Source organism: Paraburkholderia sp. RL17-383-BIF-A, from assembly GCF_046028015.1.
GTDB lineage: Bacteria > Pseudomonadota > Gammaproteobacteria > Burkholderiales > Burkholderiaceae > Paraburkholderia.
The window spans coordinates 1-22,830 of sequence record NZ_JARESR010000051.1; the positions used below are offsets into that span (position 1 = coordinate 1).

Consider the following 22,830-nt stretch of genomic DNA (forward strand, 5'->3'; position numbering starts at 1 on the left):
CGCACAGGGGCAACGCTAATACACCACCAACAAATCAAGGAAAGGCCAACACCCCGTCGAGAACAAGTAGATGCCGCCCCGCACAGGGGCAACGCATAGAGCACCGCGAACTCAAGAAAAAGGCCAAAACCTTAAAAGAACAACAACCAAAACCGCGCCCCTCCGGCACCCCCACTGCCCCTGCGGTAGAATTCAACCCTCCGTCCGGCGTCACCCACGACGCCCCTCTCCCCGAAGGTCATCGTCGATGCAAATTCAGATTCACAAGGAAGTCGATGCGCGCGGGCTGATGTGCCCGCTGCCCATTTTGCGCGCCAAGAAGGCGCTCGCCGACATGGAAAGCGGCCAGATTCTCAAGGTGCTGGCCACCGATCCCGGTTCGCAGCGCGATTTCGCCGCGTTCGCGAAGCAAACCGGCAATGAAATCGTCGAAAGCTCGGCGCAGGACAAGGTTTTCACTTTCCTGATGAAACGCCGCTGAAACCGGCGCACCGGCGTTCATGCCGGCCCAGTCTGCCGCCCAGAAAACAAAAAAGGCGCTGTGCCCGCGAAAGCGGGGCACAGCGCCTTTTTACTTAGCTTCGACGCCTAACGAACGCCTGCTGGAAGAAAGCCGTTCAACCTTCCAGCACCGGCGAACGCGTGCGCAGATATTCTTCGAAATCCGCAGCCACTTCCGGGTGACGCAAGGCGAATTCGACCGTCGCCTTCAGATAACCCAGCTTGCTGCCGCAGTCGAAACGCGTGCCGTGATACTTGTACGCCAGCACCTGTTCGTCGGCGAGGAGCGACTGAATTGCGTCCGTCAGCTGCAATTCGCCGCCTGCACCCGGCTTCAACGCACGCAGATGTTCGAAGATGCGCGGCTTGAGCACGTAGCGGCCCACCACGCCGAGATTCGACGGCGCCACGTTCGGCTCCGGCTTCTCGACGATGCCCGACATCTTGATGATCGAATCTTCCCATTCCTTGCCGTCGACAATGCCGTACGACTTGGTTTCCTGCGCCGGGATCTCTTCCACGCCGATCACCGAGCTGTGATAGTGGTCGAACACCTCGATCATCTGCGCCATGACAGGCGGCGTTCCGTACAGCAAGTCGTCCGCGAGAATCACGGCAAACGGGTTGTCGCCCACCAGCTTCTCGGCGCACAGCACCGCGTGGCCGAGGCCGAGCGCCTCCGGCTGACGCACGTAGAAGCAATCCACGTGGCTCGGCTTGATGCTGCGCACGAGCTCCAGCAGCTTGTCCTTGCCGCGAGCCTCGAGTTCGGCCTCGATCTCATACGACTTGTCGAAATGGTCCTCGATCGCGCGCTTGCTGCGGCCGGTGACGAAGATCATTTCGGTGATGCCGGCCGCCATCGCCTCTTCGACCGCGTACTGGATCAGTGGCTTGTCGACGATCGGCAGCATCTCTTTCGGGCTCGCCTTCGTGGCAGGGAGGAACCGGGTGCCAAGACCTGCTACCGGAAAAACCGCCTTTGTAACTTTTAGCATGTGATTACCCTGAATCCTCTGGATTAGCTATCGGTCCTTGCCCGCCTCTTAGGGGGCGGGCATGGAGCGTCGATCAGACCGGCAAGCGCGCCAATTGGGCTTTCAGCTTGCCCACTGTGGCTTCGAATTCTGCCAGTCTTTTCTGCTCCTGCTCAACGACTGCCGGCGGCGCCTTTGCAACGAAACTCTCATTCTGCAATTTGCCGTTGCACTTGACGATTTCCGTGCTCAACCGCGCAATCTCCTTCGACAACCGCTCGCGCTCGACTGCCACATCGATTTCCACCTTCAGCACGAGCTTGTCATTCCCTACGATAGCAATTGGCGCGCCATCTGCCTGCGCATCCAGCGTTGCCTCGTCGGCAATGATTTGCACCTCCGACAAACGGGCCAGTGCCTGTGCGTACGGAGCAAAGGTGCGCAAGCGCTCCGCGTTGCCGGTAGCGAGCAACGGCACCTTCACCGCCGGCGACAGATTCATTTCGCCGCGCAGATTCCGGCACGCATCGATCACTGCTTTCAGGTCGGCCGCCCACTGCTCGGCGTCTTCATCGATCTTCGACGGTTCGGCAACGGGGTAAGGCTGCACCATGATGGACGCTTCGCCCTCGGCTTTGCCCTCGGGGTAACGTCCGGCCAACGGCGCCACTTTTTGCCACAGCGCCTCGGTGATAAACGGAATCACCGGATGCGCGAGGCGCAGCACCGTCTCGAGCACGCGCAGCAGCGTGCGGCGTGTTGCGCGCTGCTGGTTCGGTTGACCCGTCTGGATCTGAACCTTGGCGAGTTCGAGATACCAGTCACAGTATTCGTCCCATACGAACTTGTATAGGGCGTTGGCCACATTGTCAAAACGATAGTCGGCGAAACCCTTGGCGATTTCCGCTTCCACCCGTTGCAGGCGCGAGACGATCCAGCGGTCGGCCGACGAGAAATTCAGGTGCCCGTCCGGGCCGCATTCACCGCATTGTTCCGGCTTGCCGAAGCCGCAATCGTGGCCTTCGCAGTTCATCAGCACGAAACGGGTGGCATTCCACAGCTTGTTGCAGAAGTTGCGATAGCCTTCGCAGCGCGCGAGATCGAAGTTGACGTTGCGCCCGAGAGTGGCCATGGAGGCCATCGTGAAGCGTAGCGCGTCGGTGCCGAACGCCGGGATGCCGTCGGGGAATTCCTTACGGGTCTTCTTTTCGATCGACGCGGCCTGCTTCGGGTTCATCAGGCCGGTGGTGCGCTTGGCGACCAGCGCGTCGAGGTCGATACCGTCGACGATATCGATCGGGTCGAGCGTATTGCCCTTGCTCTTCGACATTTTCTGGCCTTCGGCGTCGCGCACGAGACCGTGCACATACACCGTGTCGAACGGCACCTTGCCGGTGAAGTGCGTGGTCATCATGACCATGCGCGCCACCCAGAAAAAGATGATGTCGAAGCCGGTGACCAGCACCGACGACGGCAGGAAGTGCTTGAGTTCCTGCGTTTCATTCGGCCAACCGAGCGACGAGAACGGCACCAGAGCAGACGAGAACCACGTGTCGAGCACGTCTTCGTCGCGTTTGAGGGCGCCCGTGTAGCCGGCTGCCGCAGCCTTGGCGCGCGCGTCTTCTTCGGTCTTCGCCACGAAGATTTCGCCGTTTTCGCCGTACCACGCCGGGATCTGGTGGCCCCACCAGAGCTGGCGCGAGATGCACCAGTCCTGAATGTTTTCGAGCCACTGGTAGTAAGTGGTGGTCCAGTTTTCCGGCACGAATTTGATTTCGCCGCTGCGCACCACGTCGAGCGCCGTTTCCGCGATCGATTTGCCGGGATTGAAGGTGCCTTCCGGCGCCGGCTTGCTCATGGCGACGAACCATTGGTCCGTCAGCATCGGCTCGATCACGACGCCCGTGCGGTCGCCGCGCGGCACCATCAGCTTGTGCGGCTTGACCGATTCGAGCGCGCCGAGCGCTTCGAGGTCGGCCACCACCTGCTTGCGGGCTTCGAAGCGGTCGAGGCCGCGGTATTTTTCCGGCGCGTTGTCGTTGATCTTCGCGTCGAGCGTGAGGATTTCGATTTGCGGCAGCTTGTGGCGCAGGCCGACCTGGTAGTCGTTGAAATCGTGCGCGGGCGTGACTTTGACGACGCCGGTGCCGAATTCGCGGTCGACATAATCATCCGCGATGATCGGCACTTCGCGGCCCGACAGCGGCAGCGTGACCGTCTTGCCGATCAGCTGCGCGTAGCGCTCGTCTTCCGGGTGGACCATCACGGCGGTGTCGCCGAGCATGGTTTCCGGGCGCGTGGTGGCGACCGTCAGATGGCCCGAGCCGTCCGTGAGCGGGTACTGGATGTGCCAGAGCGAGCCGTTTTCTTCCTCGCTGACCACTTCGAGGTCGGAGACGGCGGTGAGCAGCACCGGGTCCCAGTTCACGAGGCGCTTGCCGCGATAGATCAGGCCTTGTTCATACAGGCGGACGAACACGTCGCGCACGGCGGCCGACATCTTGTCGTCCATCGTGAAGTATTCGCGCGTCCAGTCGATCGAGGCGCCCAGACGCCGCACCTGGTTCGTGATGGTCGAGCCGGATTGCTGCTTCCATTCCCACACGCGTTCGACGAACTTTTCGCGGCCGAGGTCGTGGCGCGAGACGCCTTGCGCGTCCAGTTGCCGTTCGACGACGATCTGCGTGGCGATACCCGCGTGGTCCGTGCCCGGCACCCACAGGGTGTTTTCGCCGAGCATGCGGTGGTAGCGGGTGAGGCCGTCCATGATCGTCTGGTTGAACGCGTGGCCCATGTGGAGGGTGCCCGTGACGTTCGGCGGCGGCAGCTGGATCGAGAAATCCTTTTTGTTCGGCTCGAAGGAGGGCGCCGCGTAGGCGCGCTTTTCCCATTCAGGGCCCCAGTGGGCTTCGATGGTATGGGGCTCGAAGCTCTTGGCAAGCGTGGAGGTGGTGTCGCTCGGGGTCTCGCTCATTGTGTCGGGTCGGCTGGTGAATGCAAAGAATGCTCGATTATAAGCGGCGCTCCGCGGCCAGGGATTTTTGCTGTTCTGAGACGCCGCTCGCGCGTGCGTCGGCGGCTTCGGCCTTTTTCGGGTCGTGCTCGGGCCGCTGGCCTCTCGGGACTGTCGCGGACGGGCATTCGCGGCATGGCAGCTGCCGCCGCGCAAGCCGGAGCCGTCCGCGAAGACCGACATCGGGGTCGATACACCCAGGTACGACATCTCCGGACTTCGGCCATGCTGCAATGGGCCCGACAGCACGGCGCCTCTCCCATGTTTGCTGTCATTCTTTCCTTCATACGGAGTCTGGAAAAATGACGATATCCCCAGCAAGCGGTCGGACTTCTCCCGTCCGGGACGATTTTTCCAGGCAGAACAGAGAGACTGAAAAGCCCAAGCCGGCAGACCATGCGCCGCCGGATCCGACTCTCGCGCGACCGATAGCTGCGCTGGCGGCCGCGAAGCAGAGCGAAGCCCGTGCCCCTCGGCCGCGGTTTTCCACGTTAGCCGCTTTATCGTCGCGCCAGACATCCGGCGAGGCGCTCCCGGCGCATGTCGCACGATCGGGCCACGCGACGGGGAGAGGCGACACGCTGGAGGTGCCATCGGGTCAAAGCCGTTCCCCGAGGGCTGTATCCGCTCACGCCGGTGCCGTGGCAGGACGGGTTCCCCACGGCCTGAACTGCACGCTTCCCGCTGCGGCCGCCGACCCGCAGCCGGCCACGCCAACCCGTCGCGCGTTGCCCAATGCGAGTCTGGAGGAGTTCAAGGCACTCAACACGAACTTCGACACGCTAGATGGCGAAGCTCACCGCAGCAGCGAGGCGAACTCCCGAATTGCGCAAAAAATTGAAGCCGGTATCCAGCAGGAAATGACCGGATATCCGCCTCAGGTGATCCAGCTCCAGGAAAGACAAACGCACCTGCAAGGGATGCTGGCCGAGCTGCCGGATAGCGAACGTCAATTCTATAGTGGCGTTCTTGCGACGTTGGGCGTGGCCTATCAGCTTGAAACCGATCAGGACAAACGCTACGCGATCAATGAGAAATTGACTGGCCTCGAGAACGCCGTTCGTGAGGGAGTCAGCCGGGTTCGCAACGATCCTGTCGAGCGGGTGCTGGGCCAATTCAACCCGCCCATGGGCGAGGCTTATCTGAACAAGGAAGACAGGGAGCGTGTCGGCCACCTTGCGACATTGCGCGAAGCATTCCTCGGGGCTGCGGACGCCGGCGAACGGGAGGACCTGTTCGCCGAAGCCAGCGACCTCAAAAGCAAACTGCAGGGGCGAATCTCGGTCGAAATCGGCAAACGCCAGCGCGTGGAAAACGCCCGTTGGAAAGAGGCCAACGGCGAAGTAGACCGCATTCTGCAGGAAGCACAGGCGCAGACCGATCCCGCCAGGCGCTACGAACTGATTGGCCGTCAACTTTTTCAGATCAACCCCGGCCAGGACGAGTTGAAGGATAAAGTCGTTCTGGCCTTTACCCAGCGCATGCACGACTCGCCGCAATGGCGGGACACGCTGGACATCTGGCACGATCAGGTCAGCGGCCCACTCAATGCGCATTCAGTCGGCGCGGCCAAACGATATACGGATATTCTCGGCGACCTGCCGCCGGTGAGCGCCGACTACGTGCGCGATCTCAGCGACCGGTACAACGCCGTCCTCAAGGACGTCACTTATAAAGACTATTCGATCACACCTGCGGCGCGCGCGGAAAAGACGGCCGGGCAAGTTCTGGAAGGCGTCGAGCGTGTGCTTCTCGGACTGACGCCTTTAGCGCCGCTGGCGGATCTCCAGCCTTCCACCCTGCCGGACAATGTCCGCATGGGGCTCGATTACGGTTCGGCGTTGCTGGGCTTGCTGGGAGGAGAAGGCTGGGGGATCGCCCGAGAAATCGGTCTTTCAGGTAAAGCGCTTTCCGCAGCGGCGCGGGATGCCGAGGCGGTCAATATGGCGGGAGAAGGAGGCGCCTCAGCAGGCAAAGGTCTGGTTCAGGCCGCGGGCGAGGGCATTCTCGAGGGGCGACAGGCAGAACAGTCCTTGAGTCGCGACGCGCAGGCAGCGGAAAAAGCGTTGCGGGAGCAGACCGTTGCCGAGGCGGGTCCTGCGGTGGATCCGATCAGCCTACTTGCGCGTCAGAGCGTGGGGGACAGCCCTTATGGATCAATGGCGAGCTATGCCGATCCTGGCGTCTCGTTGAAAGATCTCCGTCCGGGCTCGACCCCGGGGATCCTCGTGGATGCCAAAGGTGACCGGTATATCGAACTGGGCGGAGCGGCCTATCACGTCCGCTTTGACCGGGACACCGAAAGCTGGCGGGTGTTTAGCAAAGGAGCGGATTTGAAACCGCAATACCCCGTTCGCCTGAATGAGACATCGCACCAATGGGAGCTTGATGGTGAGGTAGGACTGAGGGGCGGAGCCCCGGGGAAAAAAATGAGCCCTGAAGTCCGGCAGGAACTCATCAGACTGTTGAAGGAAAAAGAGTTATCGATCGGCCAGATAGCAAAGAGATTCGGAATATCTGATTCAACAGTGAGAAGACTTGCGGATAACGAGAAAATCACCGGGGTTCGGGCCGTCTACAAGCCTAAAGTACCTGTCACAGATGAAATGCGACGAGAGGTTATCAAGCTGCTGAGAGAAGGCCAGTTGTTACAGGTCCAGATAGCCAATCAACTGGGAATTTCGGAAATGACTGTCAGCAGGATTGCTGCGGTTGCCGGCATCAGGTCAATAGCCAGACGCGCGTTTCCTCAACGGGCAATCACGCCGGAACTTCGACTGAAAGCCATTCAACTATTAGAGAAGGGCGAGCTGTCCCATAGACAAATAGCACGCGAATTGGGGATCTCCCTTTTTACAGTGAACAATATCGCGAAGAAGCAGAATATCCCGCTTACCGCCGCGGCCTCCCTGCGCAATCTGAAAACGTCACCGGGAGACCGTGAGAAGATCATCGAGCGACTCAAGGAGGGAATGACGAGCCGGGAAATAGTCGCGCAGACCGGTGCATCTCAATCGAACGTGTCGTTGATTGCCAGGCGGGCGGGCCTGGCTCCTCCGCTGCCGAAGGGCGTTACGCCCGAGCAGATCGACCAGATATTCGCACTGAACGACCAAGGGAAAAACACCGGCGAAATCGCCGGTGCAGTCAAGTTATCGAAGGGTAAGGTCAGAGACGTTCTTGCGAATTACAACGCCAATACCTACAAAAGGTCGTGGTGGGATACGACGCCGGAAAACCGCACAGCGGCGATCCAGCAACTGGACGAGGGCAAAACGTCCAGAGTAGTTGCCCGGGACCTGAATCTTCCACTTGAAACGGTACGGGGGGTGGCCAATGAGCACCGGATGGCAAGGGATTCGCTGGCGAGCGAACTTCTAGCCAAAGGCAAATCTCCTGAAGAGGTGGCTGACTCCCTGGACATGCATCCGGAATATGTGAGGCGCCTGACGCACGGCGGACCCGAGAGTACACACGACCTACATTTCACGTCGAAAGACCGGGATGCGGCAATGGACATGTTCGAAAAGGGTTATGACAAAGAAGACGTTGCCAGAAAACTCGGCATCTCCCCATGGAAGGCCCGCAGTCTTGTGAAGGAATTTCAGACGCAAAGCATGCACTCTGTCACGTCCGAGCAACTCGACGATATCGCGCGGATACTCAGCAACGTGAACTACAGCTTGTCGACTGGCGATTTCGCCCAGGCAACCGCCTTGCCCGAGAGCACGATCGCGCTCGTCGAGCAGGAATATGCGGGTGGCTTCATAGCGCCCTCGCGGTCGCCTCAACCGGGCACGTCCTCTGCCATGTCGCCAGGTGCCATAGACCATTACGAATGGATTCCTCCGCTCTCGCCGGAGCAGGAAATCGAGGCAGTTCGTGCAATGAATGAAGGCGATAGTCTCGAGGACGTGGCTGCGCAACTCAAGCAACCTTACGCGGCGATTGAGCGGTTGCACGAGGGGGATCTGCCCCTCCTCGCGCCGCAGGACGAAGCCATTGACGCCTCCCCGGCAGCACTGGCTCGTCCGGCCACGACTGCGTTCAGCGAAGCGGATCGAAGTGAGATTCGAATTCTGGCGCAGAGGAGCGGCGTGAGCGCGTCATTCATTGCCAATCTGATTGGCGCACCCGTGGAAGACGTCCAGACAATATTGGACTCGACTCCCTGAGCACTCCGACATCAAATGAGAAAGCGCTTGCCAGGTGTCGGGCGCTTTCTCATGGCGGGGCCGCGCAGCGGCGCGCCCGAACACGCATGGACAAACGCGCCGCGGCGACAAAAAAGCCATTCCTCCCGGGGGCATATAATGTCGAACGATCTGCCGCCCCTCCAGAAAAATGCCCGACCTGCTAGCCAATCTAAACCCCGAACAACACGCCGCCGTCACGCTCCCTAACGAGCCGGCGCTCATTCTCGCCGGCGCGGGCAGCGGCAAGACCCGCGTGCTCATCACGCGTATTGCGTGGCTGATCCAGCACGGGCTGGCGTCGCCCGCCACGATTCTGGCGGTGACCTTCACCAACAAGGCGGCCCGCGAAATGATGTCGCGTCTGTCGGCGCTCCTGCCGATCGACACGCGCGGCATGTGGATCGGCACCTTCCACGGTCTGTGCAACCGCATGCTGCGCGCGCATCATCGCGACGCGGGCCTGCCGGCCACTTTTCAGATTCTCGATACCGCGGACCAGCTCTCCGCGATCAAGCGTTTGATGAAGGGCCTCAACATCGACGATGAAAAGTATCCGGCGAAAAATCTCCAGTACTTCATCAACAACGCGAAGGAACAAGGGCTGCGGCCGAAAGACGTCGATGCCACCGACAACTTCAACCGCAAATTCGTCGAACTCTACGAGGCCTACGACCAGCAGTGCCAGCGCGAAGGCGTCGTCGACTTTCCTGAACTGCTGCTGCGCTGCCATGAACTGCTCGCGCACAATCCGCCGCTGCGCGCCCACTACCAGGCGCGCTTCAGGCACATTCTGGTCGACGAGTTCCAGGACACCAACAAGCTGCAATACGCGTGGCTCAAGCTGCTGGCGGGCCAGACCAACTCGATCTTCGCGGTCGGCGACGACGACCAGTCGATCTACGCCTTCCGCGGCGCGAACGTCGGCAACATGCGCGACTTCGAACACGAGTTCAACGTGCGCCACCTGATCAAGCTCGAGCAGAACTACCGCTCGCACGGCCATATTCTCGACGCCGCCAATCAGCTCATCGCCAACAACTCGCGGCGGTTGGGCAAGAATCTGCGTACTGACGCGGGTCACGGCGAACCGGTGCGCGTGTATGAATCCGCGACCGATACGCAGGAAGCCGGCTGGATCGTCGAGGAAATCAAGGCGCTGATCAGCACCGGCACGTCGCGCAGCGAGATCGCGATCCTGTACCGCAGCAACGCCCAGTCGCGCACGATCGAGCACACGCTGGTCAACGCGGGTATCGCCTACCGCGTGTACGGCGGCTTGCGCTTTTTCGAGCGTCAGGAAGTCAAGCACGCGCTCGCCTATCTGCGCCTGATCGACAATCCGAACGACGACACCGCGTTCGCGCGCGTCGTCAATTTCCCGACACGCGGCATCGGCGCGCGGTCGATCGAACAGCTCGCGGACGCGGCGCGTCTGTACAACTGCTCGATGGCCGCGGCGATTCCGTATGTGGCGGGCAAGGCGGGTTCGAGTCTCGCGGGCTTCGCCAATCTGGTCGGCAAGATGCGCGCGGAAACGCAGCAGATGAGCCTGCCGGAAACCGTCGAGTACGTGGTTCGCACAAGTGGTCTATCGGAGTTCTATCAGAACGAACGCGAAGGCCAGGACCGGCTGGAAAACTTGCAGGAACTGGTCAACGCGGCCGCGGCGTTCGTCAGCGAAGAGGGCTACGGCATGGACACGCCGGCGCGCTCCATTCCGCTGCGCCCCGGCGCGACCGCCGCCCCCGAACTGGTGGTTGCCACGGACGACCCGAATACCGTCGTGCTGGACGCACCCGGCATCGCCGATCCGGCGCAAAACCCGGACACCATGACGCCGCTCGCCGGTTTTCTGTCGCACGCGTCGCTCGAAGCGGGCGACAACCAGGCGCAAGCCGGCCAGGAAGCCGTGCAACTCATGACAGTGCACGCGGCCAAGGGCCTCGAGTTCACGGCGGTGTTCATCACCGGTCTCGAAGAAGGGCTGTTCCCGCACGAGAACAGCGCGATGGAATCGGACGGGCTGGAAGAAGAGCGCCGCCTGATGTACGTCGCGATTACGCGGGCGAAGGAGCGCTTGTATCTGTCGTTCGCGCAAAGCCGCATGCTGCACGGCCAGACCCGTTACAACATCCGCTCGCGCTTCTTCGACGAACTGCCGCAGGAAACGCTCAAGTGGCTCACGCCGAAGGTCGAGGCGGGCGCGCGCTGGGGCGGCCGTTCGGACAACGCGGGTTATGGGCGTGACTGGTTCGCGCGGCCGGGTTATACGGGACCGGCATCGTCGACACCCGCGCAGTTGCCTGCGTTCGCGAACGAACAGCGTGCGGCGGAAACGGGTTTCCGGGTCGGCCAGCAGGTGTTCCACACCAAGTTCGGCGAAGGCACGATTACTGCGCTCGAAGGCGGCGGCACCGACGCGAAGGCGCAAGTCAAATTCAAACGGCACGGCGAGAAGTGGCTGGCACTCGCCGTCGCCAAATTGCAGGCGGTGGAATGAGCGGGGCGGGCATGGGCACGCCGGAGATGAGCGGGGCCGGCGCAGCAGCGACTGACGCAGGCGCGACCGGCACACGATTGACCGGCGCGGGAGCGGCTGATGCAGGCACGATGGCCGCGCGCGCGTCCGCGATCGACCCGAGCCTCGGCGGCGCTTTAGTTTCGCATCGGCCGCTCGGGATTCTGGCGGCTTTGCCGCAAGAACTCGGCGATCTGCTCGAAGCAATGCGCGCCGAGGCCGGCGTGCGCACCATCACGCACGGTCAGCGCGACTATCACCTGGGCACCGTGCACGGTGCGCCATGCGTGGTCACGCTGGCGCGCGTCGGCAAGGTTGCGGCGGCGGCCACGGTCAGCGCCCTGATCCATGCGTTCGACGTCGAAGCCATCGTGTTCACCGGCGTGGCCGGCGGCGTCGGGGCCGAGGTGCGGGTGGGCGATATCGTCGTCGCCGACACGCTGCTTCAGCACGATCTCGACGCGTCGCCGTTGTTTCCGCGTTTCGAAGTGCCGTTGCTGGGCGTCTCGCATTTCAACGCCGACGCGGCGCTCGCCGCGCAACTCGCCGCGGCCTGCGAATGCTTCGTCGCGGAAGAGGGCGCGGCCTCGGCGGCGCGTTTCGGCACGCACGAGCCGCGCGTGCATCGCGGTCTCATCATCAGCGGCGATCAGTTCGTGGCGAGCGCAGCGGGCGTTCGGGCTTTGCGCGAGGCGCTGCCGAACGCGCTCGCCGTGGAGATGGAAGGCGCGGCAATCGCGCAGGTCTGTCACGAATACGGCGTGCCGTGCGCGGTAGTCCGCACGATCTCGGATACCGCCGACGATCATGCGCCGGCGTCTTTCGTGTCGTTTCTCACGGAGATCGCCGGGACATATTCGAACGCGATTCTGACGCGGTTTCTACAGGCGCGGATTTCAGAGGGCTGATGATCGGCGTCGAACGCGTATTGGCGCTGCCGACTCCAACGGCGGGCATCGACCCACCGCGCCCACCGCGCACGTTCCCGGCTATTTAACCCCGGCGTCGTCCAGTGCTTCGCGCACCTGCTGCAATGCCGACGGATCTTCAATGGTCGGCAAGTCGCCTGGCTCGCGGCCTTCGGCGAGCGCCGCAATCGCGCGGCGCAGCAGCTTGCCGGAACGCGTCTTCGGCAGCATCGACACCACCACGACCCGCGTCGGCCGCGCAATTGCGCCGAGCTGGCGGTCCACCGTCGCCATCAGCTCGGTTTCCAGCTTGCTGCGCTTCCTGGCGTCCGCGTAAGCCTGCGCGTCGCGCAGCACCACGAAGGCCATCGCCGCCTGGCCTTTTAACGCGTCAGTCACGCCGACCACCGCGACTTCCGCGACGGCCGCGTGGCTCGACAACGCCTCCTCGATCTCACGCGTGCCAAGCCGATGGCCGGCGACGTTGATCACGTCGTCGGTGCGGCCGAGGATCGTCACGTAACCGTCTTCGTCCTGCACGCCCCAGTCGAACGTTGAATAAACCTGCTGGTTCGGAACACTCGACCAATACGTGCTGACGAAGCGCCGGTCGTCGCCCCACACCGTCGACATGCAGCCCGGCGGCAGCGGATAGGCCAGCGTGAGCACGCCCTTTTCGCCAGGCGGGCAAGGCTCGCCGGTCAACTCATTGCGCAAGGTCAGATTGAAACCCGCCGACGGCACGCCGGGCGAGCCGAGCTTGGTGGGCAGCGCTTCGACACCGCGCGGAATGGCGAGCATCGGCCAGCCGGTCTCGGTCTGCCAGTAGTTATCGATCACCGGCTTGCCGAGCGCGTCGGAGATCCATGCGGCGGTCGGTTCGTCGAGCGGTTCGCCGGCGAGGAACAACGTGCGCAGGCTAGACAGATCGGCCTTCTTCAGGAACGCCGGGTCCTGCTTTTTCAGCACCCGCAAGGCGGTCGGCGCGGTGAACATCAGATTGATCTTGTGATGCTCGACGAGGCGCCACCAGATGCCGCCGTCCGGACGAATCGGCGTGCCTTCGTACATCACCGTGGTGAGGCCCGCGATCAGCGGCGCGTAGACGATGTAGCTATGGCCGACCACCCAGCCCACGTCCGACGCGGTGAACATCGTGTCGCCCGGCTTGCCCTGGAAGATATGCTCCATCGACGCCGCCAGCGCGACCGCATAGCCGCCAACGTCGCGTTGCACGCCCTTCGGCTTGCCGGTCGTGCCCGACGTGTACAGCACATAGGAAGGCTCATTCGATTCGAGCCACTCGCACGGCACGTGGGCATCGAAGAACTTTTCGCGCAGCGGCTCGTAGGCGACCAGGTAGCTGGCGTTCAGGCGCTCGGGCGCTAGCTGCCGGTCGATCAGCAAGACGCGCGGCGTCTTGTGGTTCGCGCGTGCGAGCGCTTCGTCCATCAGCGGCGTGTAGTCGATCACCTTGCCGCCGCGTGCGCCCGCGTCGGCGGTGACGATCAGCACGGGCTTCGCGTCGTCGATGCGGGCCGCGAGGTTGGGCGCCGCGAAGCCGCCGAACACCACCGAATGAATCGCGCCGAGCCGCGCGCAGGCGAGCATCGCGAACAGCGCCTCGGGGATCATCGGCAGATAGAGCAGGACCACGTCGCCGCGCTTGACGCCGAGCGAGCGCATGACGGCGGCCATCCGGTTAATCTCGGCGTACAACTCGGCGTAGGTGTAGCGCCGCTCGATGCCGGTTTCCGTCGAGACATAGACCAGCGCGTTCTGCTGCGCGTGCTCGACCAGATGCCGGTCCACCGCGTTATGACACAGATTCGTACGACCGCCGACGAACCAGCGCGCGAACGGCGGATTCGACCGGTCGAGCACCGTATCGAACGGCGTCTGCCAATGGATGCGCCGCGCTTCTTCGCGCCAGAATGCTTCGGGATGCTCGATCGAACGGCGGTGGAAGTCGCGGTAGCTGGTCATCTGCGGCGATCCTTCTGCTGCGTGAGTGAATGCATGTCGGCGCGCGTCGCCGTGCGGCGCTGCGCTGCGCGAGGACAAGGCGGTTATCCGCTCAAGCATAGAGCAGGGGTGGCTCGGCGGACAACGCGGGTTCACCATGAGCGATGCGGTGCGCTGTCGGGCGTGGCAAGGGGCCGCGTGCCTGGCATGGCGCAGTCCCTGAGTTCACGCCAGGATAAAGACAAAGAAAAAGGCGCCGAAGCGCCTTTTCTCATCAGACCCGAGGTCGGACTGTCTTCATGCCCTCGCGCGCTTGCCTTCCACATCCGGCAGAAACACCGTCAGCACGCCGATCAACGGCAGGAACGAGCAGACCTTGTAGACATACGTGATGCTGGTGGCATCGGCCAGTTGCCCGAGCACGGCCGCGCCGATCCCGCCCATGCCGAACGCGAAACCGAAAAACAGGCCCGCCACCATGCCCACCTTGCCGGGGATCAACTCCTGCGCATACACGAGGATCGCCGAGAACGCTGAAGCCAGCACCACGCCGATGATTACCGTCAGCACGCCGGTCCAGAACAGATTGGCGTAGGGCAGCAGCAGCGTGAACGGCGCCACGCCGAGAATCGAGACCCAGATCACATACTTGCGGCCGATCCGGTCGCCGACCGGTCCACCGATCACCGTGCCCGCCGCCACTGCCGCAAGGAACACGAACAGATGGACCTGCGCGGCCTGCACAGGCAGATGGAATTTGTCGATCAGATAGAAGGTGAAGTAGCTGTTGATGCTAGCGAGATAGAAGTACTTCGAGAACACCAGCAGAATCAGCACGCCCATTGCGAACATGACCTTGTTGCGCGAGAGCGTGGCATGACCGGCCGCGCCGCGCGCTTTCTTCACCGACGGATGCTGCTTGTACCAGCGACCGATCTGCGTCAGCACGACGATCGCGACGAGCGCCGCCACCGAAAACCACGCAATGCTGCGCTGGCCGTGCGGAATCACGATCAACGCGGCGAGCAGCGGCCCGAGCGACGAACCCGCGTTGCCGCCCACCTGGAACAGCGACTGCGCAAGTCCGTGACGGCCGCCCGACGCCATGCGCGCCACCCGCGACGATTCCGGATGGAACACCGACGAGCCGCAGCCGACCAGCGCCGCCGCGACCAGCAGCACGCCGAAATTGGGCGCGACCGACATCAACAGTAGCCCGGCGAGCGTGAAGCCCATGCCGACGGGCAGCGAATACGGCTTCGGATGCTTGTCCGTATAAATGCCGACGAGCGGTTGCAGCAGCGACGCGGTGATCTGGTAGGTCAGCGTGATCAGGCCGATCTGTCCGAACGACAACGAGAAGTTGTCTTTCAGCATCGGGTAGATCGCGAGGATCAACGACTGGATCATGTCGTTGAGCAGATGCGAAAAGCTGATTGCGCCGAGCACGGAGTAGACCGTGCGTTGGACCTTGACGGCCGGCTGCGCAGCGGTGGTGGTGGCGGTTCCGGCGCTGGCTGGTGCGCCGGCGAGGGCGCTTTTATCGAGGCTCGTTTCCATACGCTAGATGAGAGAGGAGAAAGAGTGATCTGACGCCGCCGATGTGGTTCAAACACCGTTTTCAGCGCTGCGGCATTTCGACGCGGTTTTTTGCGAGGTCAGCTATTTGTCGCAGTTTAATGTGGCCTGAGCGAATTGTAAGGACAAGTTTTGTCGCGAATCGGACATGCGATGTTGATGAGGGCCGGCGTGAGGGCGTCGGAATCGCGCGCCGCGCGCACCCCGGCGGTGCAAAAACAATTGTGTCGGCCTGACCACGCGCGCGGTCTCTCGTCTGATAAATGCCGCCCCGGCGATTTTTGGCCATGTATAAAACCGATCGCGGGCGCGCGGCTTACGAGGCGGCGCGTCGAGGACCGGGCGACATACGATCGGCATTTCGCGAGCGACGCTAAAGATCGCAGACGTTTATGCCGTTGACCCGGAGAGATGAGCAGCAATGCCGGAACCGACCTTTCCGGCAGTTCTACACGTGGGGACGGGGAATATGAAAGCAGTTTCGCTGGGTAGCCAGACGGGCGCGGGATTCGTACCGGAGGGAGAAGCGGCTGGCAAAACGCCGCCACAGGGCGAGCGCAGCCGCTCGCGGGCGGTCAGGCTCAAGGGTTTGTCGGTGAAGGCAATGCTGCGCCTCGCGTTTGCCGTGCTGCTAATCGGTACGCTGCTGATCGGCGTGTTTTCGCTGACCCAGATCAGCCGCCTGAATGCATCGGCACAATCCATCTACGATCAGGGGCACGTTGCCAGCCGTGCGGCCGAAGAGGCACGCGGCTACATGCTGCGCGCGAGCCGCGCGCAGAAAATGCTGCTCACCGCGACCACCGCGAAAGAGCGCGACGATCTCGGCGCCGATATCGAAACGGGCCTGAGCGGTCTCGCTTCGCAACTCGGCACGCTGCAACAGTACGTCGATACTTCCGACGCGAAGGCGGTCGACCAGCAGAAGAAATTTGCCGCCGCCGTGACGGCGTGGAGCGGCCATCTGCGCGACTTCGTGACGCTCGTGAAAGCGCAGCCGCTCGACCTGTCGCAAATGAACTGGCAGGTCGGCACGCAGGACGTGTCGCTGCTGGTCGAAACCGGCAAGCTCGAAAAACTCGTCGATGAACTCGTCGCGCAGCGCGGCACCGCAGCGAAGGCGACCATCGAGGCATCGAGCTTTATTTACCATTCGTCGTTCGTGATGATCGCGTTGGCGACGCTCGGCCTGATCGTGCTCGCGTTCGGTATCAGCGAGTGGGTGGTGCGACGCCTTGCCGGTCAGCTCGGCGGCGAGCCGGCGTACGCGAAGGAAATCGCCAGCCGGATCGCGGCGGGCGATCTGTCCGTCGATATCGCGCTCGGCCGCAAGGACAAGTCGAGCATGCTGTTCGCGCTGAACGACATGCAAAGCGGCCTCGCGACGACGGTCGCCGACATCGCCTCGAGCGCGGACGCGATCGCGACGGCATCGGGCGAGATTTCGATGGGCAACCTGGATTTGTCGCAGCGTACCGAGCAACAGGCGATGGCGCTCGAACGCACGGCGACCAGCATGGAGCAATTGACTTCGACGGTGCGCCAGAATGCCGACAATGCGAAGCAGGCGAGCACGCTCGCCAACAACGCGTCGGAGATCGCGGAGAAGGGCGGCGAGGTGGTGAGCCGCGTGGTCGCGACAATGAACGAGATCAACGATAGCGCGCGCAGTATTGGCGACATCATCGGCGTGATCGAGGGGATCGCGTTTCAGACCAATATTCTTGCGTTGAACGCGGCCGTCGAGGCAGCGCGTGCCGGTGAGGAAGGGCGCGGATTTTCCGTGGTCGCCGCGGAAGTGCGTAATCTGGCTCAGCGTAGTGCGGCGGCCGCCAAGGAGATCAAAGGTTTGATCAGTACGTCGGTCGAGCGGGTGAGCAATGGCTCGACGCTTGCCCAGGACGCCGGGCAGACCATGGACGAGGTCGTCAAGGCGGCGAAGCGTGTGACCGACATCATGGGTGAAATCTCGGCGGCTTCGTCCGAGCAGAGCGCGGGGATCGAGGAGATCAACCTCGCGGTCACGCAGATGGATGCCGGGACGCAGCAGAATGCGGCGTTGGTGGAGCAGGCTACCGCGGCTGCCAGGTCGCTGGATGATCAGGCACGCGGGCTGAAGGTGATGGTGGGTAAGTTCAGGTTGTGAGCGCGGGTGAAGCGATCCTCGTAGAGGATCGCGACCCGGAACCCGTCCGCACTTTTGCGTGCGAGGCGGCTGGTGGATTTACCCGCGTGCGTTGGTGAAGCGCTCGCTAACCAACCACGACATTCCCGAAACATACCCAAAAGCACGCAAGCAAAAATTAGCTTGCCTTACCACTCCCGGGCGTAACCACAACCGTACAGGTAATCCCCGCCGCCAGCACGACATTGTCGGGCACCGAATCGATCTTCACCCGCACGGGCACGCGCTGCGCCAACCGTACCCAGTTGAAAGTCGGATTCACATCGGCAAGCAGTTCACGGCTCTCAGGATTGTCCCGATCATAAATGCCGCGAGAAATACTCTCGACGTGCCCCTGCAGCGTGCCACCGCTCATCAACCGGACTTCAGCCTTGTCGCCAACGCGCACATGCGGAAGCTTGGTTTCCTCGAAGTACCCGTACACCCAGAACGAATGGCTATCGACAATCGCCAGCTTCGCGGAACCCACCGTCGCATAATCGCCGCGGAACACGCTCAGATTCGTGACATACCCGTCGACCGGTGACACGACCCGCGTGCGCTCGAGATTCAGCTTGGCCGCGTCGAGCGTGGCCAAAGCCTGCTGATAAGACGCCTCGGCAGCCGAAGCAGTGTGAGTCGCGTTCTCGCGGTTCTCTTTCGACACGACCAGCGCATCCATATCGGCACGCCGTTGCGCGTCATCGCGCCTCATCTGCAACTCGGCCTTTCGCGCGGCAACCGCGGCCTGCGCCTGTTCAACCGCGAGCGCATAGTGCGACGGGTCGATCTGCATCAACAGGTCGCCTTTCTTCACGAGCTGATTGTCCTTCACCGGCAGATCGACGATCGCCCCGGAAACATCCGGTGCGATATTCACGATCTCGGCGCGCACGCGACCGTCGCGTGTCCAGGGTTCATCCATGTAATGAACCCACAGCACGCGTCCAATCAAAATCGCGACGATAAAAATAACGGCTGTCGCGACGAAGCCCACAATATTTCGGATGGTCATGTTTCGACTCTGATCAACGATAAACGGCGAGACCCAGCACGCCGCAAACACACACGAGCAAGCTGGCTCGGAACAAGGACGGATGCCACACCACGCGATACAGGCCCGTATGGGCGATCACGCGGTCCAGCACCCACGTAAGCGCGGCGCCTGCGATGAACAGCAACACGATGGCCGGGATGTACGCGTCCAGAACGGCGATATCACGTGGCATGACGAACTCCTTCTGACGCGCCGGCACGTCCGCTCATCAACGATTCAAGCGGCGATTGCGGATCGAGCAGCGCGGTACGAATGAAATGCAGTTGACTCAAAATGCGTTGCAGCTGGTGCCGCTCTTCACGCGGCGGCGCGAAAGCGACCAGCATCTGCTGAAGCGCGGTGATAGCGTCGGTGGTCGCGGCGAGCGCGCGGTCGAAGCGGTCTTCACGCGGCCGCTCGAATAGCGCGGCCAGCGCGTCGCGCATGGTGCGCAGCGAGGCGCGCCACGGCATCGACGGCGCATAACGCGCGTCGGCGGGCAGCGTGGCCAGTTCGCGGCGCAAGTCGATCACCGCGTTGCCCACTTCGAGCACCGAGAAGAGCCAGCGCAACGTATCGCGTTTAAGCTCGGGCTCGTGTTGCGCGAGCGCGTTGATCTGGAACATCAGATCGCGCGCGCCGCTCTCGAAGCGCGAGCGCACCCGGCGCATGCCCGCGCGGCTCGCCAGCACCACCTGGCGGCGCAAATCCATCAGCAGGCGGTTGCGCAGCCACGGAGTGGAGGGCGGCAGCAACACCGCGAACGCGATCGAGGCCACCAGCATCGACAGCACGAGCGCCATCGCGTCGTTCATGAAGCTGCTCGGGTCGTAGTGAATCACGTTGTCCGGGCCGGCGAGGAAACAGAAGAAGATGCAGTAGCCGACGCCATAGCCGGCCAGCGCGGGCCGTGTGGTCATGAACACGCCGAGCAGCAGGAAAGGCGCGAGCGCGGCGCACAGCAGCGGGAAGCCGTCGATGTGCGGAAACACGCCGAACACCGCGATCATTCCCATCACCGTGGCGACCAGCGTGCCGGCGGCCATCTGGAACGCGGTGCGTTTCGGATTCGGCGACGACGACGCCAGCGCGCACACCGCCGCGGCGTTCAGCGTCAGGGTCGAACCGCTCGGCCACGCGGTCGCGATCCAGAACGCGCCGAGCACCATCATCACGATGGCGGCGCGCACGCCCGAGACGCTTGCCGCAATCGCGTTCGTTTTCGGTTCGTAACGTTCGACCCAGCGCTCGCGCTCGTGCGTATCGACGGAGAGCGACGCGTACGTGGCCGCATAGGCGTGCAGGTCATCGATAAAGCGATACAGCAGTTCGGCGCCGGTGTCGAAATCGAGCAGCGGGGCGTCGGGATGCGCTTCCAGTCCCGCTCGCGTCGCGCGCACGCGCTTGGGCAACTCGGCTTTGAAGGCCTCGAGTTGCGCGGCGGCGTGAACGGCGTCGGCGGCGCTCAGCACGGGTTCACCGGATTTCGCGAGCAGCGGGGCGATTTCCCGGAAGTACGGCTCGAGCGCATCGACAGCGATCGCCGCGCCGCTGGTGTTCGCGTCGCGCAAGCGGTTCATCAGCTGATGCAGCGCGTGAAAGCGCGTCGAGGCGGTCATGAACTCACTGTTCAGACGGGCGAGGCGGCCGCCGCGCATGCGCGAGTCGGGACCCTCGAACACGGCCACGCTGCGCGCCGCTTCGAAGCCGACGATGTCGGCGACAAAGCGCGCATTGGTCGCTTCGATCTGCGCGCGGTCATTGTGGCCGGCGAGCGACGCCGACACATACTCGACGAAGGCCGAGAAACGCGCGCGCACGGTGCCGCGCATCTGCAAGCCGGCGAACTGCGGAAACACGAGGCCACTCACGGCACCCGCGCAGATAATGCCGACCACCACTTCGGCCACTCGCGTGAGCGCGCTCAGAAACGCGCCGTCCGGGTGCTGCGAAGCGGGAATGCCGATCAGCGCGGCGGTGTAGCCCGCCAGCACGAAACCGTACGACCTGAAGTTGCGGTTGCGCGCGGCGCCCGCCGTGCAGATGCCGACCCAGATCGCGGTCGTGACAATGAACAGTTCCGGCTGCTGCGCGAACAGACCGATCAGCGCGAGCATCACGACGAGACCGACGAGCGTGCCGCAGATCCGGTAGAAGCTCTTTGCGAACACCATGCCGCTTTGCGGCTGCATCACGATGAACACGGTGGTCATTGCCGTGCGCGGCTGCGGCAGGTCGAGCTTCATCGCGACGCCGAGCGCGAGGAAGCAGGCGGCGAGCGCTTTGAGCAGATAGATCCACGTCAGACCGTCGTTACGCGCCCAGTCGGCGGCGGCCGCGTAATACGCTGCAAACGACGCCGGACGCGGCGCGGAAAAAGGAGAAGCGGACATGATCAGCTTCCCGACCTGGCGGGTTTGGCCGGCTCGGCGCTGGCGGTCGAACCGGGCGCGACCGTCTTGCCCTTGCCATGCGCCGGCAGCGTTTCTTTCGCTAGCGGACCGTTGGCCGGGTCGTCAAGCCCGCCGCCCAATGCCGTGACCAGTGACGCATGCGCGCCGAGCCGTTCGGCCTGGATCCTGGCCACGCCTTCCTGTGCGTGCAGCAACTGGTTTTGGGCGATCAACACGTTCAGGTAGTCGGTCAGGCCGCGCCGATAACCTTCGCGCGACAGATCGTAGTTCTTGCGGGCGGTCGCGACTGAACGGTCGGCGTCGTCGGCCTGGGTCGCGAGCGAGCGGATCCGGATCACCTGATCGGAAATGTCCTTGAGCGCGCCGACAATCGACTGGTTGTAACGGTCGACGGCTTCGTCATAGCTCGCCGAGGCTGCGCCGAGTTGCGAACGCAGGCGGCCGCCGTCGAGAATCGGCAGCGACAGCGCGGGCCCCGCGCTCCAGCTATGCGACGGGTTCTTTAGAAACTGGAACAGCGGCCCCATTGCCGCATATCCGCCGATCGACGCCAGCAGGTTGATGTCCGGATAGAAGTCGGCCTTGGCCACGTCGATGCCGCGTGCTTGCGCCGCGACCGTCCAGCGCGCCGCGACCACGTCCGGCCGGTGGCCGATCAGGTCGGCGGGTAGGGCGCTCGGCAGGCCGGCCGGCGCGTTCAGCGAAAGCGTCGGACGCTGGATCGAATCACCCGCGCCCGGACCTTTGCCGGCCAGCGCGGCCAGCTGATTGCGGCCAAGCGCGATCTTTTCTTCGATTTCGTCGATCTGGCGTTCGTATTCGGGCAACGGCGTTTCGGCCTGGCTCACTTCCAGCTGCGTGCCGATGCCGCCTTTCAGGCGCCGGCTAGCCAGGTCCACGATCTGCTGCTGTTGCTGCAAGGTGGACTTGGCGATGTCGAGGAGCGCGTAGTTCAGCGACATCTCGATGTACGTGCGCACCACGTTGTTTTCCAGCTCGAGCTGGGCGGCGCGGGCATCGGCTGAGCTCGCGTGGGCGGCGTCGAGCGCGCGCTCGGCGGCGTTCTTGTCCTTGCCCCAGATATCGAGGTGATACGACAGGCCGAGCGTGCCGGTGTTGTTCCACGATTGCTCGCCCGCGAGCGGGCCGGGACCGTAGTACAGGTTGTCCGCCCACTTCTGGCGCTGGATCGACAGGCTGCCGTTGACTTGCGGCGACAACGCCGCACGGGCGACACCCGCCATCGACATGGCTTCGCGCACGCGTGCCTGGGCGGCCGCGAGGCTCGGGTTGCCCGCTTGCGCGGCGTCGATCCACTCGTTGAGTTGCGGATCGTTATAGGCGCGCCACCAGTCGACGGCCGGCCATTGGGCGTCCGCATTGGCGGCGCGGATCGCGTTGCCCGCGTCGAGCGAAGCGGGCTGGACTCCGCTCGCTTGCGGCGCGACGCCTCCGGTACTGGCACAGCCGGCGATTGTTAATAGGATCGTAAGAACCGCGGCTGCGGCGATCCCTTTCGGTACCGGAGACTGCACGATTTCCTCCAGAAATGACTATAGA

Annotated in this window: 13 protein-coding genes; 5 read left to right on the forward strand and 8 right to left on the reverse strand. The window is 63.1% G+C overall.

The annotated features are described in order from the left end of the window. Positions 1 to 253: 253 nt before the first annotated feature. The gene (locus P0D71_RS34040; RefSeq protein WP_041746333.1) at positions 254 to 481 is read left to right on the forward strand and encodes a sulfurtransferase TusA family protein; all 228 of its coding nucleotides are present in this window, start codon (positions 254 to 256) and stop codon (positions 479 to 481) included. A gap of 136 nt (positions 482 to 617) precedes the next feature. Here the strand turns inward: P0D71_RS34040 and galU are convergent, their stop codons facing one another. Further along, positions 618 to 1,499, reverse strand: coding sequence for a UTP--glucose-1-phosphate uridylyltransferase GalU (gene galU / locus P0D71_RS34045; RefSeq protein WP_091792656.1), 882 nt, complete (start codon positions 1,497 to 1,499; stop codon positions 618 to 620). A 73-nt stretch (positions 1,500 to 1,572) separates the two neighbouring features. After that, positions 1,573 to 4,452, reverse strand: a complete 2,880-nt coding sequence (locus P0D71_RS34050; protein WP_408300394.1) for a valine--tRNA ligase — start codon at positions 4,450 to 4,452, stop codon at positions 1,573 to 1,575. Between the two features lie 341 nt (positions 4,453 to 4,793). Between P0D71_RS34050 and P0D71_RS34055 the strand changes: the two genes are divergently transcribed. The 3 genes from P0D71_RS34055 (at position 4,794) to P0D71_RS34065 (ending at position 12,113) form a co-directional block, all read left to right on the forward strand. After that, complete coding sequence (locus P0D71_RS34055) at positions 4,794 to 8,666, forward strand: ArsR family transcriptional regulator (RefSeq protein ID WP_408300396.1); 3,873 nt, start codon at positions 4,794 to 4,796, stop codon at positions 8,664 to 8,666. 169 nt (positions 8,667 to 8,835) lie between these two features. After that, positions 8,836 to 11,187, forward strand: coding sequence for a UvrD-helicase domain-containing protein (locus P0D71_RS34060; RefSeq protein ID WP_091792659.1), 2,352 nt, complete (start codon positions 8,836 to 8,838; stop codon positions 11,185 to 11,187). Positions 11,188 to 11,297: 110 nt separating this feature from the next. Further along, entirely contained in the window at positions 11,298 to 12,113 is an 816-nt protein-coding gene (locus P0D71_RS34065) for a 5'-methylthioadenosine/adenosylhomocysteine nucleosidase (protein ID WP_408483720.1), read from the forward strand. 81 nt (positions 12,114 to 12,194) lie between these two features. Here the strand turns inward: P0D71_RS34065 and P0D71_RS34070 are convergent, their stop codons facing one another. Together P0D71_RS34070 and P0D71_RS34075 are read right to left on the reverse strand one after the other, a co-directional pair. After that, positions 12,195 to 14,099: a propionate--CoA ligase gene (locus P0D71_RS34070; RefSeq protein WP_408483708.1), complete on the reverse strand. Its 1,905-nt coding sequence runs from the start codon at positions 14,097 to 14,099 to the stop codon at positions 12,195 to 12,197. A gap of 276 nt (positions 14,100 to 14,375) precedes the next feature. Beyond that, positions 14,376 to 15,638 (reverse strand): MFS transporter, encoded by a 1,263-nt coding sequence (locus P0D71_RS34075; protein ID WP_408483709.1) that lies wholly within the window; start codon positions 15,636 to 15,638, stop codon positions 14,376 to 14,378. A gap of 487 nt (positions 15,639 to 16,125) precedes the next feature. Between P0D71_RS34075 and P0D71_RS34080 the strand changes: the two genes are divergently transcribed. After that, complete coding sequence (locus tag P0D71_RS34080) at positions 16,126 to 17,802, forward strand: methyl-accepting chemotaxis protein (RefSeq protein WP_408483710.1); 1,677 nt, start codon at positions 16,126 to 16,128, stop codon at positions 17,800 to 17,802. A 157-nt stretch (positions 17,803 to 17,959) separates the two neighbouring features. On the opposite strand, the gene P0D71_RS34085 is transcribed toward P0D71_RS34080, so the two are convergent. Genes P0D71_RS34085 through P0D71_RS34100 form a run of 4 tightly spaced genes read right to left on the reverse strand, consistent with a single transcriptional unit; the run spans position 17,960 to position 22,805 of the window. Continuing rightward, positions 17,960 to 18,835 carry an efflux RND transporter periplasmic adaptor subunit gene (locus P0D71_RS34085; RefSeq protein ID WP_091792663.1) on the reverse strand — a complete coding sequence of 292 codons (876 nt, stop codon included), beginning with the start codon at positions 18,833 to 18,835 and terminating at the stop codon, positions 17,960 to 17,962. A gap of 13 nt (positions 18,836 to 18,848) precedes the next feature. After that, positions 18,849 to 19,049, reverse strand: a complete 201-nt coding sequence (locus P0D71_RS34090; RefSeq protein ID WP_011489172.1) for a DUF1656 domain-containing protein — start codon at positions 19,047 to 19,049, stop codon at positions 18,849 to 18,851. After that, positions 19,039 to 21,249 (reverse strand): FUSC family protein, encoded by a 2,211-nt coding sequence (locus P0D71_RS34095; protein WP_408483711.1) that lies wholly within the window; start codon positions 21,247 to 21,249, stop codon positions 19,039 to 19,041. The genes P0D71_RS34090 and P0D71_RS34095 overlap by 11 nt, the downstream gene beginning before the upstream one ends. Positions 21,250 to 21,251: 2 nt before the next feature. Next, on the reverse strand, positions 21,252 to 22,805 hold the full coding sequence (locus P0D71_RS34100; protein ID WP_091792665.1) for an efflux transporter outer membrane subunit: 1,554 nt from the start codon (positions 22,803 to 22,805) through the stop codon (positions 21,252 to 21,254). Between the last annotated feature and the right edge of the window lie 25 nt (positions 22,806 to 22,830).